The sequence below is a fragment of the Acetoanaerobium pronyense genome (genome assembly GCF_017874355.1).
Taxonomy (GTDB): domain Bacteria; phylum Bacillota; class Clostridia; order Peptostreptococcales; family Filifactoraceae; genus Acetoanaerobium; species Acetoanaerobium pronyense.
In genome coordinates this window covers 1-12,936 of record NZ_JAGGLI010000050.1, presented here as the reverse complement: position 1 = coordinate 12,936, position 12,936 = coordinate 1, and the positions used below count along the sequence as shown (strand labels likewise).

Here is a 12,936-nt window from a genome sequence, read left to right as displayed (position 1 = left end):
AAAGAGGAATTTCAAATTATTAGGTGTAAAATGGAATTTAAAGAAATCTTGTTAACATTTTAGAGGGGAAAAGGACCACTTTTTCACTGGTCCCGGACGTATCTAATGTCCCAGCTTCAACTAAATTAGTCCGCTAAATTTAATAAAATTAAAGGTTGTGAATTAGATCATAAAACCTTTAAATGTTTAGGATGAAGGCTCTAGCGAAAATTTGCTGGGGCTTTTCTTTTGAGCCAAACTTTAAAGCATTATGATATAATATTTAGAGAATTCAGCCTTTATATAAGGCTGGGAAATAAAATTAAAGGGGATTTTGAAGATGAAGAGACTGTTAAAAAGTAAGAGAATAACGGCGGGGATATTATTTGCAGCGATCACTTCTAATATGTTGGGTACTTTAGCTTATGGAGTGACTTCTTCAAATGAAGTATATTTTAATGTTGGGGAACCTTCCTATCTAATTAATGGAGTAGAGAAGAAAATGGATTCGGCAGCAATAATACATAATTCTAGAACAATGGTTCCTATGAGATATGCTGCAGAGGCTTTTGGGGCAAAAGTCAAATGGAGTCAAGAAACAAGAACTGCAACAATAATACATGGAGAAAAAGAGATTAGGTTACCTCTAGATGAAAATGTAATATATGCTGGAGATAAAGTAATAGAGATGGATACTAAGGCTGTTGTAATAGAAGGCAGAACAATGCTTCCTTTAGCATATATAGCTCAGTCATTAGGTCTTGAAACTTCTTGGAATGGGGAGACTAGGACTGTAAAGATTATGGAACCGGTAGCTGAAATAGAGTATGATGAAAATTTAGAATCTAAGGTTTTTGATAAAGAAACCTTTGAATTTATGGAATATACTGGTGGGCAAATTGGAATAAGCATAGGATTGCCAAAAGTAAATGCATCTGCTAAATATCTTACAAAGCCAAAAGGAGAACCAGCACCAACAGGAAGCGAAATTTTGGAAAGAACTACGCAACCTATTTTGAAAAAAGGGGAAAATAATAGTCTTCCATTTTTTGAAAGGGAATTTAATGAATTAGTTGAAGGTACAAATGTACTTTATATTTTAGCCTATGATATAGATGGCGTAAAAGGAACAAGAGATGTAATAGTAGCATTTGAATTTGAAATTGCACCAAATAAATTAAAGACATATAAGATTGGTAGATAATGACGAGGGGACGTATCTAATGTCCCAGTGTCAACTAAATTAGATAACTCAAATTTAACAGAACTTAGGCAAGAAGTCCCCCACTGAGTTTTTTCTTAAATTCAGTGGCGGGATGGATTGCTTTTTTGTCTTAAAACAAAAAAATAATTAAGAATCCAGTTTTTTGTGTGAAATATTTGGGTAGATATAGAAGAACATATGTTTTGTGAATCTGAGAGAAAGGAGGACTAAAATGATTAGGTGCCTTAAAACTGAGTTTTTTACAACTAAGATCAATCTAGATAGACTATTTGAGTGTAATCGTATTTCAGCTGAGATATATAACAGCTGCCTTAAAATAGCTAAGGAGTACTCACTTGCAAATAATGGTAAGTGGATAGGTAAAACTCAACTTCAAAAGGAACTAAAAGATAAATATCCCCTTCATAGTCAATCAGTACAAGCTGTTTGTCATAAGTATCTATTTTCAAGAGACGCTACCTTTAAAGCAAGAAAGGCTGGCCTTAAAAACAAATATCCATACAAGAAAAAGAAAAACTTCAATACCAAATGGGTAGACAAAGCATTTACAGTTCATCTAAATGGAAAAATAACTTTATCTATGGGCACAGGAAATGGCAAAAGAAGGGAGCCTATTACAATATGGATAAAAAATCTTCCACATCATGACATTAAAGAGATAGAGCTTATCTATGACAGAAAGCTTATGGTTTCAATAACATATGATGATGAAGCAGTTATAAGTCCAAATACTGGAGATAATATCTGCAGTATTGACCTTGGGGAAATCCATACAATTGCTGCCTATACTAAAAGTGAAAACGCCCTAATTATAACTGGCAGAAAGATGAGGTCAGTAAATAGGCTAAGAAACAAAAAGGTAGCCGAGCTTCAAAGGTTAATGAGTAAATCCAAGAAGGGCTCTAAGCAGTATAAAAAGTACAATAAAGCTAAGAGATACATCTTGTCAAAGTCTGAAGCTCAAATCAAAGATATCCTTCATAAAACAACTAAAAACTTTGTAGATTTTGCTGTAAATGAAGGAGTTAAAGAAGTTGTCATTGGTAAGGTTGAGGGAGTTCAAAGAAACACAAAGGGCAAAAAGACAAAACAGGTAAACCAAAAACTATCCAATTGGAACTTTGGAAAGCTAAAGGATTACCTTAAATATAAGCTAGAAAGCAGTGACATAACTATTAATGAGATAGATGAAAGCTATACAAGTCAAACATGTCCTGTTTGCAGTAGAAAGAAAAAGATTTCTACTAGAAATTACAAATGCGTCTGCAGTTATACAGCTCATAGAGATATCCATAGTGCTAGAAACATACTATCTAAGCATTTGTATAAAGACATTAGATACATTGGAGATATCAAAGAAACAAAGTATCTACGGATAGCGTAAGCTAAAAGTAGTAGATGGCGTGTTCCCGCCCACTTAAACAGTGTTGCCTATTTAGAAAGCTTAGTATATTCACATGCCTTGCATGAAATAAAGAAGCAAACCTTCTTTGCTATTGAAGTGCCTAGCTTTTAATGATAGGAAACCCCCACTGAGCTACTGCATCAGTGGTGGGAGGTTCATTGTAAGTAATAGATTAAGAGAAGAAGATATTGAAGAGAAGAAGATATTGAAGAGATTATTAAGAAGGTAGAAAGCAGTTATCCAGAAGGGAGTGAAGTTATGATGACATTAGCTGATAAGTATAGAGAAGAAGGAGAAGAGAGAGGAGAGGCTAGAGGGGAAGTTAGAGCTCTTATTAAAACCGTTATAAGGTTATTGACTAAGAAATTTGGACCACTACCAGCAGAAATAAGAACTAAAGTTGAGAATCTAGATATAGTTACTCTAGAGGTTTTAATTGATGAAATATTAGAGTATAAAAGTCTAGAGGATGCTAAAAAGTATATTCATTAAAGTATTTATATTAAAGGCTCTAGCGAATTTTGCTGGGGCTTTTACTATAATGACGAGGGGACGTATCTATTGTCCCACTCTCAATCAAATCTGCACATTTTATTTGCTATATGCATATAATGATGGTAAAATTATGCACATAGAATAGAGAGTAGGCAGGTGCTAGAAGTGAAGGATTTTAATTACAGAGAAATTAACAATGAATTAATGGTTCCTGAGATTATGAATCTAGTATCCAAAATCCATGAGTTTAAAGGAAAGCAAGAACTGTTCATGAGGGCTAAACCAGATATACTTAAGGCCATGCTTGAGTTAGCAAAAATTCAAAGTACTGGTGCGTCGAATCGAATTGAAGGGATCTTTACTTCCGATGCGAGGCTTGAAGAACTGGTTTCAAAAAAAGCAGAACCTATGAATAGGGCTGAAGAGGAAATTGCAGGATACAGGGAAGTTCTAAATACAATTCATGAAAATTACGATTATATTACTCTAAAATCAAGTTTGATTTTACAATTGCACAGAGACTTATATAGTTTTCATCCATCCACCAATGGGGGAAGATTTAAAAATCAAGATAATGTTATTGAAGAAGTGGATGAGAAAGGAAGACGTCATATTCGGTTTAAACCCTTATCAGCTTTTGAAACGCCAGAAGCACTAGAGAAGCTATGTAATGCCTATCGCGAGTCAATAAATGAGGGGAGAATTGACCCGTTAATTCTAATATCAAAGTTTGTATTGGATTTTCTATGCATTCATCCTTTTAATGATGGAAATGGAAGAATGAGCAGACTCCTAACACTTTTACTTCTATACCAGCAAGGCTATATTGTAGGAAAGTATATTAGTGTGGAGATGCTAATTGAAAGGACTAAGGAAAGTTATTATGAAACCCTTCAAGAAAGTTCCCTAGGCTGGCAGGAAAATGAGAATAGTTATCTACCTTTTGTACAATACTACTTAAGTATTTTATTGAAAGCCTATAGAGACTTCTCTGATAGGGTAGAAACTGTAGCTATAGATAAAATGGGTAAATCAGAAAGGGTTAAAGATCTATTCGATAAGAAGGTGGGTAAACTTTCAAAGCGAGAGATCTCAGATATTTACCCTGATATCAGTGTCACAACTATTGAAAAAGCACTTTCTGATTTGTCAAAAGATGGATATATTATAAAAGTGGGTTCTGGTAGAGGAACTGCATACATCAAAAATACAGCCTCTAAATTATGAACAAATAAATTTTAAAAGGAGTATAAAGGGATGGATAAAAAAGCATTAACTATAGGAATATCTATTATAATAGGTTTTTTAATTTTAGGTATTTCTATTATTTATTCGTTGCAAAAATTAGTAATTCCAACTACCAAAGATTATAGGTATGAAATGGTTTCTGCCAATGAAACCAATATTATTATATTTGATAAAGAAACAGGTAGATACTGGAGAAAATTTATTGAACCAAATGGAGGCCCTACTGAGTGGACAGAGGAAGTAGCAGATTTTCTTAAGTGACGCGGGGACGTTAATGACGCGGGGACGTATCTAATGTCCCAGTGTCAACTAAATAAAAAAACCAAATTGGATGAAATTAAAGATTGTGAATGAGCGAGGAAAAGAAAGAACTCAAAAATGAATAGAAAAAGGTAAATTAGAAGAAAAAAAGAAGTGGCCAGAAACTTATTAGGTTTAGGTGTGGATATAGATAAGATAATCAAGACTACAGGTTTAAGTCAAGGAAGATATTAAAAAGCTCAAGCTAAACTTTTAAAAAATAAATTGCTTTACGTCAAGATAAAATTAAAAAAACTTGACTGAAATAAACTGAAAGAGTATGATTGTTTTAAGGAAGGTGGTGAGAAGTGATGAGTTATTCAAGTAGAATTATAGAAAGCATTAATGAATATCCTGAATTGACGATAATTGATACCCAAAAACTATATAAAGAAAAATTCAATGATGTTTCGGAACAAGCCTTTTATAAGACTATCTCAAGGATGTCTAAAAATGAAGATATTGAGAGAATAAGTAAGGGTATTTACTGTAAACCTAGAAGAGGAAGATTCGGAACGACTATTTCTAGTGAAAAAAACATACTTGAGCATTATCTTGGCATAAATAAAAATAGAGGTATTGTAATAGGATATCAGATGTATAATAATAAAGGACTCACAACTCAATTATCAAAAACCATTGAGCTATATTCAAACATTACTTTCCAAGAGAAAAAACAAATTAAGAATGTAATTATTTACAAAGCTAATATTAGATTTGATATTTCAACAATTAAGATGATAGAACTTCTTGAAGTTTTACAAAACTATAGAAATATTGAAGATTTAAATATTATAAGATTTAAAAAAATTATTGAAGATTCCATTAAATATTATGATGAAAAAACCATACAAAAGTTAATAAAAGCCATTGGTTATAAAAAACACACTATAGCTTCTCTAAAAAATATACTAGATTTTTTTAATATAGAAAATAAAGTTGATCATTATCTCCATGGAACATCAAGATATAATGCACTTAGAATGGAGGAATTATATGGAGTTACATCATAATCATTTAGAATTTGAAGAACTTATAGAGTTAACCAGTCAAAAAATAAATATTCCTTCTAGTGCTGTTAGAAAAGACTACTTTATTACCATCATACTGAAAAAATTATCGGATAGCGATTTTATAGATAGGGTTGTATTTAAAGGTGGCACATCACTGAGCAAATGTTATCCGAAATCAATAGAAAGATTTTCAGAGGATATTGATTTAACTTATGTCCCAGAAGAAGATTTTACGAATAAACAGATTGGAAGAAAATTAAAAAGTATTGAGAAAATTCTTATAGGAGAAGGAAAATCAGAAACTATTAATGAAGAAAGAAACGATAGAAATAAAAGCTGCTATGTCTGGTTTAATGATAATTATAAAGAAGATGAGAAGATAAAATTAGAGATTGGTTCAAGTGTAAGACCACATCCATTTGGAAAGAAAAAAATTAAGTCGTATATTCAAGAGTTTTTAGAGAGTATCGGAGAATTTGATGCTGTTAAAGAATATCATCTAAAAGAAATAGAAGTTAATGTTCTTAATATAGAAAGGACCTTTATAGACAAAATATTATCTGTAAAAAGACATGCGATTTGTGGAACTCTTCATGGAAAAGTGAGACATATATATGATGTTGTTAAGCTTTATAAAATGGATGAAATAAATATTTTTTTGGAGGATAAAGAAAATTTAAAGGATATTATCAAACTTACAAAAGAAACGGATTCTATTTATTTAGAAAAAAGAGATATACCAAAAGATTATAATCCACTTGGTAATTATGGGTTTGATGTATGGAAAAATAGATTCACCGAGGAGATAAAGGCAAACTATGAATTACTCCATAAAACATTACTTTATTCAAATGAGAAACAAGATTGGGAGGAAGTTGAAAAAGTTTTTGCCGCAATCGATAAAACGCTTAAAATGATAGATGAATAGGAGTGTTAGCAAGAAAGACAAGGTTATTTTAAGGCACTTCAATGGAAGTGTCTTTTTCGTGCTCAAATTTGATAAAATTAAAGATTGGTAATTGAGTTTTGAAAACCTTGAAATGTTTAGGATGAAGGCTCTAGCAAAATTTTGCTGGGGCTTTTCATTTTTTAGAATAAAGATTTTTTGCAACATCCAGGTAAATAGTCAGAATATGGATAGAGAATTAGATAGGTGATATAATATTAGAGAAAAGAAATATATAGTTTAGAAAATTTAATTAGGAAAGTAGAGATACAAATGGAAGCTTTAGATTATGTATTAGAGCAAATAAAAAAAATAGTTACTAAATACAAGATAGAAAAGGTTGTTTTGTTTGGTTCCCGTGCTAGAGGAGACAACTCAAGGGTAAGCGATTATGATATTGCGATATTTGGAAATGAATTATCACCTATAGATAAAGCTCTATTTTCCTTTGATATTGAAGAGATAAGTACTTTAAAAAAAATAGATATAGTATTTATTGATAAAAGCTTAGATGATGAATTAATTAAAAATATCACAAAAGAAGGTGTGGTCATATATGAGCAAATTAAAGAATAAAATCCTTAACTTCAAAAATGCAACAAATAGATTAAAAGAAGCAGCTGAAGAGTTTAAACAGGAAAATGCTAGTGATGTGATTAGAGATGGACTTATTCAGAGATTTGAGTTTACATATGAACTTGCATGGAAAACCATAAAAGAATACTTAGAGGACATAGGTATTATGGATAGAAATTCTCCAAAAGCAGTTATTAAAGAAGCTTATGTCCAAAAGCTTATTATAAATGAAAATAATTGGTTACTTATGATAAGTGATAGAAATATGACTTCTCATGTGTATAAAGAAGAAATGGCTGAAGAGATTGCGAGTAGAATAGTAGATTGTTATATCATAGAATTTGATTTGCTTTTAAAGAAATTACAAAGCTAAATAACTTTTAAAGGTGAAATGTCCCAAAATTCTAAGCCTACAAGCCCCGTGTCTCGTCTTCGGGGAATGGGACAATGGATACGTCCCCTTGTCTTTCTCTGGGACAATGGAAACGTCCCCTTGTCTTTCCCGTCCCCTTGTCTTTGTTAATATGGAGAAGAGTCATTATGCCCGCGGGAGCTACCTATAAAAGGCTACATGATGTCATTCAAAACGTGACCAACTTCCAAAGTGGGATAAAATTAATCATGAGAATTATAAAGTGATAGAGGATAAGTATAGAAAAATATAAAGATATATGATGGGAAATGACGAGGGGACGGAGCTCTTGTTGCAGAACGTTGCGCAACGATATCTAGAAAAAAGATTAAAAACGAAACGAAAAATACAACGAAGAGCTATATCGTTGCAAAAATGAAATATTTATGGTAAAATTATACTGTAAATATTTTGGAGGTGACCCTTGTGTATAATAAGGAAGGTTACAATTTAGAATTCAAAGAAGAGGCATCAAAAACTTTTTTAAAAACCGTTAGCGCCTACGCCAATTATAATGATGGCGAAATAATCTTTGGTTTAGATGATTATGGAAATGTGGTGGGTGTGAAAGAGAGTCCAAAAGAAGAAGCCTTAAGAATTGAAAATATGATTAATGATTCTCTTTCTCCAGTTCCTTATTTTGAAATTATTATTAAGGAAGTAGAGGGAAAGACAATAATTATTTTAGAGGTTAAAAAAGGTAAAGATACCCCTTATTATTACAAAGGAAAAGCTTATAAAAGAGGAGATACTGCAAGCATAGAAGTGGATAGATTTGAACTTAGAAGGTTAGCCTTAGAAGGGATTAATATGCATTATGAAGATAGAAAAGCATCGTCCCAAGACTTAAATTTTAGTATTTTAGAAGCCAGGCTAAAAAAAGAGGCTGGGATAGAAAGGCTTAACTTAGATATTTTAAAAACTCTTAATTTATATCATAAAGATGGTTACTATAATACTGCAGGAGAGCTGCTTGCGGATGAAAATTATATAGATTTTTCAGGAATTGATATAGTCAAGTTTGGTAAGGATATCAACAAGATTTTATATAGAAAAACCATAAAAAGTGTATCGCTACTAACTCAATTTGATAGTGCAGTAGATATATTTGAGCAATACTATACATTTGAAGAGATAGACGGCTATAATAGAATAAACAAAGAGCTAATTCCTAGAGAAGCTTTTAGAGAGTCTCTGGCCAATGCCATTGTCCATAGAGTTTGGGATACAAACTCATATATACAAATAGCAATGTATGAAGACAAAATAGAAATAAATTCTCCTGGAGGACTCCCAGCAGGAATATCTAAAGACGAATATTTATATGGTAATATTTCTGTACTCAGAAACCCAATAATAGCAGGGGTTTTTAATCGATTAAATATTATTGAAAAGTTTGGAACAGGGATAGCAAGAATTAATAAAGAGTATACGCAGAGCATTTCTAAACCTGACTTTGAGGTAAGTGAAAATAGAATTAGAATCATACTTCCAGTAATTCAAATTGATCCTATAGACTTATCTGAAGACGAAAATATGATATACGAGCTATTAAAAGAAGAGGTAGAACTTTCAAGAAAAGAAATCGATTTAAAAACCGGATTTAATAAATCAAAGACAATTAGGATACTTAATAGTCTTATAGATAAAAAAATTATAAGTAAAACAGGTAGCGGATCTGCATTAACCTATAAATTAAAGTAAAGTTTTTATTCGAAAAGAACGTTTAGAATTAGGAAAATCAATCTTGACCTCATTTTATTACAGCTAAGAGGTTTCTTAGAGAAGAGGGTGTTATAGTTTTGTCTTACATTAAGAAAAAAGAAGATAGTTTACTAGATGTATATTTTTTAAAGGATACGTTTGTCATTGAAAGAATAAACAATTCAATTGATGATGTTATTGAAAAATGGATAAAGGCCTTTGAAGTTGATAAGTATGAGACTTTATACAAATTAGGTTTTGTGAAAAAAGAAAAATGGTTTTCTCCTTCATTAATTTATCTTCATGATATTGCTGAAATATTAATAAAAAAGCTTAGCAGGGAGATAGATATAGAGTTTAAAAGAGAAAATGTAATTATTGAGTTGTCAGAAAATGAGTTGATTGAACTTAAAGAGGAAATTCCTTTTGTAATAGGTATGGAGTTTGTTGATGATGAATGGCTTGAAAATCTATGGAATAATTTACTTGATGTTTTTAAAAGAGAAATTAAAGATTTTGATGGAGCTGTAGCTAGATATTTTGTTGAAAAAAGCTCAAATATAAATATGCCAGGGAAAGTATTTTTTCATTTAGTTGAAAATAAAGAAAAGGATTTTCCTTTTGCTTTTATAGCTACATATTCCTCAAAATCTATATCGAATAAAAAGACTATACATACTCCATTAAAAAAAGCCCTTGAAGAGTTTGAAGGAGACAATAAAAAACTCATAAATTTAATATCAACTGTTATTAAAGTAGCGGAGTCTAGCAATTTTATATCTGAACTACTTGAAAGTGGAGAACTTTTTTCTCCCATAAAATTAACTTCAGAGGAAGCATATACTTTTTTAAAGGAAGTTGAGATTTATGAGAGTGAAGGAATTATGTGCAGGGTACCCAACTGGTGGAAAAAGAAAAGTAATTCAGTGAAGGTGTCGATTGTGGTTGGTGAAAATTCACCTTCAAAGGTTGGCTTCGACGGCATTATGGATTTCATGCCAGTACTTAAGGTTGGAGATGAAGAAATTTCAGAATCTGAGCTTAGGAAGTTTTTGGAGATGGCTGAAAGCTTAGTGATGTACAAAGGGAAATGGATTGAGGTTGATAAAGAAAAACTAGAGTCTCTTCTTTTAGTATTTGAAAAGGCTAAAGATTTATCAAATAGTGAGGTCATTTCTTTTGCTCAAGCAATGAAAATGGAGCTAAGTGTAAATAATGTAATAGATATTTTCAGTGATGATGCGGATATATCTGTATCTAATGGTAAATGGCTAAAAAATATTAGAAAGAAATTAGAATCTCCAGTAGCAGATAATGTGAAAATGGCTTCATCTTTTAAGGCAAATCTTAGAAAATATCAAGAAATTGGATATAGCTGGCTTAATCAAATGAGTAATTTGGAGCTTGGAGCTTGTTTAGCTGATGATATGGGGCTTGGAAAAACTGTTCAAATAATAGCTTTTTTAGAATACCAAAGGATTGAAAAGGGTGGAAAAGCTCTTTTGATTTTGCCTACCTCATTGATTGGAAACTGGGAAAAAGAAATAGAAAAATTTGCCCCAGAATTACCTTATCAAATTCTACATAAAAGCATTGCTAAAAATTCTGATGGTCTGAAAATAAATGAAGATAAATTTTTATATATAACTACCTACAAGATGGTATCTAAAATAGAAGATTTAAAAACTAGAGAATGGAATTATATGATACTGGATGAGGCACAAGCTATTAAAAATCCAGGGACAAAGCAAACTAAGGAAATAAAGAGTATTAAAGCTAAAGTTAGAATAGCCATGACTGGAACTCCTATTGAGAATAGGTTAGGAGACTTATGGTCTTTATTTGATTTTCTAAATGCAGGACTTTTAGGAAGTCCAAAGGAGTTTTCTGATTTTGCAAAGGGGCTTAAAGACGATTTGAAAGGATATGCAAAGCTAAGAAAGATAATCAGTCCTTTCATATTAAGAAGGTTAAAGACAGATAAAAGTATTATTTCTGATCTTCCAGAAAAGATTGAAGTGAAGGCCTACACATCTTTATCCAAGAAACAAATAGCTCTTTATAAAGAATTAATCAAAAAGATTGAAGGTTCTTTAGAGGATAAAGAAGGAATTGATAGAAAAGGAATTGTTTTATCTAGCATAATGAAATTCAAACAAATATGCAATCATCCCGACCATTATTTGGGGAAAGAAGATTATAAAATTCAAGATAGTGGAAAATTCGATAAGCTGAGAGAAATATGTGAGAGTATTTATGAAAAAAGGGAAAAAGTAATCATATTTACTCAATTCAAAGAGATGACTGATCCACTCTCTGAGTTTTTAGAAAGTATTTTTTCAAGAAAAGGGTTCGTACTTCATGGAAGCACACCAGCAGAAAAAAGGACAAAGATGGTTGAAGAGTTTAATAGCGAGAATTATATTCCGTACATGGTGTTATCTTTAAAGGCAGGAGGGGTAGGACTGAATCTAACATCAGCAAATCATGTGGTTCATTTTGATAGATGGTGGAATCCTGCGGTGGAAAATCAAGCTACAGATAGGGCCTTTCGTATAGGACAAAAAAAGAATGTTGTGGTTCATAAATTCATCACGAAAGGAACTATAGAAGAAAAAATTGATGAAATAATTGAAGATAAAGTAAAGCTTTCAGGGGATGTACTAAGTTTAGATTCTGAAAAATGGATTACAGAGTATTCTAATGAAGAGCTTATGAATATGTTTGCACTGGATGGTGAATTATAATGCCTTTTTATAAATATAAGAAAAAATCTATTGACAAAAAAGCGATAGATTTTGCACAACTCAAAGCAAGCAATTTAGGATTAAATCCAGTGAAAATAGAAGGAAGGATAATTGCTAAAAGCTGGTGGGGCAAAGCATGGAATACAAATATTGAGAGTTATGCAGATTTTAGTAACAGACTTCCAAGGGGAAAAAGCTATGTACGGGCAAATACTATTTTGGATTTAAAGATCAACAAAGGGACTATAGAGGCTATGGTGCAAGGAAGCAGAAGAAATCCATATATTGTGAAGATTCATATAGATGAGATAGAAAGATTTAGTTGGCTTCATATTGTAGACCTTTGCAATCATAGGATTGATTCTCTAGAAGGCCTTATAAGTGGAGATTTTCCCAAAGAGCTTGAGGTTTTGTTTACAGATAAAAAATATGGATTATTCCCTTCTTCTAGAGAAATTCATTTTGGCTGTACTTGTCCAGATTGGGCGAGTATGTGTAAGCATGTAGCAGCAACTTTGTATGGAGTAGGTGCAAGGCTTGATGATAATCCTATGCTCTTTTTTGAATTGAGAAATCTTGAAAGTGAAGAGCTTATAAAAAAAACCATGGAAAAAAAGCTTGAAAGTATGTTTAAAAACGCAGGGAAAAAAAGTAAGAGAGAAATCAGTGGTGATGAGATTGATGATATTTTTAATCTTTGAGACGAGGGGACGTATCTATTGTCCCACTTAAACCGGGTGACGCGTGAGACGAGGGGACGTATCTATTGTCCCAAAAAAAGCGTGAGACGAGGGGACGTATCGGGACCAGTGAAAAAGTCTCCAAAAAACCCCCTAATTAAATACAATTTTTAAATTACAAAAAGACAAAAAAACTTTACAACCTT

12 protein-coding genes are annotated in these 12,936 nt (G+C 31.8%); all 12 read left to right on the top strand.

Going from position 1 to position 12,936, the window contains the following annotated elements:
- Positions 1 to 319: 319 nt before the first annotated feature.
- The 12 genes from J2Z35_RS13935 (at position 320) to J2Z35_RS13880 (ending at position 12,751) form a co-directional block, all read left to right on the top strand.
- The gene (locus J2Z35_RS13935) at positions 320 to 1,183 is read left to right on the top strand and encodes a copper amine oxidase N-terminal domain-containing protein (protein WP_209662009.1); all 864 of its coding nucleotides are present in this window, start codon (positions 320 to 322) and stop codon (positions 1,181 to 1,183) included.
- A gap of 232 nt (positions 1,184 to 1,415) precedes the next feature.
- Positions 1,416 to 2,588, top strand: coding sequence for an RNA-guided endonuclease InsQ/TnpB family protein (locus tag J2Z35_RS13930; RefSeq protein WP_209662008.1), 1,173 nt, complete (start codon positions 1,416 to 1,418; stop codon positions 2,586 to 2,588).
- Between the two features lie 279 nt (positions 2,589 to 2,867).
- Positions 2,868 to 3,101, top strand: a complete 234-nt coding sequence (locus J2Z35_RS13925) for a DUF4351 domain-containing protein (protein ID WP_209662007.1) — start codon at positions 2,868 to 2,870, stop codon at positions 3,099 to 3,101.
- Between the two features lie 168 nt (positions 3,102 to 3,269).
- Positions 3,270 to 4,331 (top strand): Fic family protein, encoded by a 1,062-nt coding sequence (locus tag J2Z35_RS13920; RefSeq protein WP_330623503.1) that lies wholly within the window; start codon positions 3,270 to 3,272, stop codon positions 4,329 to 4,331.
- A gap of 30 nt (positions 4,332 to 4,361) precedes the next feature.
- A complete protein-coding gene (locus J2Z35_RS13915; RefSeq protein ID WP_209662006.1) occupies positions 4,362 to 4,613 on the top strand; it encodes a hypothetical protein in 252 nt (83 codons plus the stop codon).
- A 350-nt stretch (positions 4,614 to 4,963) separates the two neighbouring features.
- On the top strand, positions 4,964 to 5,665 hold the full coding sequence (locus J2Z35_RS13910; RefSeq protein ID WP_209662005.1) for a DUF6088 family protein: 702 nt from the start codon (positions 4,964 to 4,966) through the stop codon (positions 5,663 to 5,665).
- On the top strand, positions 5,649 to 6,593 hold the full coding sequence (locus tag J2Z35_RS13905; protein WP_209662004.1) for a nucleotidyl transferase AbiEii/AbiGii toxin family protein: 945 nt from the start codon (positions 5,649 to 5,651) through the stop codon (positions 6,591 to 6,593). Before J2Z35_RS13910 ends, J2Z35_RS13905 begins: the two co-directional genes overlap by 17 nt.
- A 291-nt stretch (positions 6,594 to 6,884) precedes the next feature.
- Entirely contained in the window at positions 6,885 to 7,187 is a 303-nt protein-coding gene (locus J2Z35_RS13900) for a nucleotidyltransferase domain-containing protein (RefSeq protein ID WP_209662003.1), read from the top strand.
- Positions 7,168 to 7,560, top strand: coding sequence for a nucleotidyltransferase substrate binding protein (locus J2Z35_RS13895; RefSeq protein WP_209662002.1), 393 nt, complete (start codon positions 7,168 to 7,170; stop codon positions 7,558 to 7,560). The genes J2Z35_RS13900 and J2Z35_RS13895 overlap by 20 nt, the downstream gene beginning before the upstream one ends.
- 465 nt (positions 7,561 to 8,025) lie before the next feature.
- A complete protein-coding gene (locus J2Z35_RS13890; protein ID WP_330623501.1) occupies positions 8,026 to 9,303 on the top strand; it encodes an RNA-binding domain-containing protein in 1,278 nt (425 codons plus the stop codon).
- Positions 9,304 to 9,401: 98 nt separating this feature from the next.
- Entirely contained in the window at positions 9,402 to 12,050 is a 2,649-nt protein-coding gene (locus J2Z35_RS13885; RefSeq protein WP_209662001.1) for a DEAD/DEAH box helicase, read from the top strand.
- Positions 12,050 to 12,751, top strand: a complete 702-nt coding sequence (locus tag J2Z35_RS13880) for an SWIM zinc finger family protein (RefSeq protein ID WP_209662000.1) — start codon at positions 12,050 to 12,052, stop codon at positions 12,749 to 12,751. Before J2Z35_RS13885 ends, J2Z35_RS13880 begins: the two co-directional genes overlap by 1 nt.
- The last annotated feature ends 185 nt before the right edge of the window (positions 12,752 to 12,936 follow it).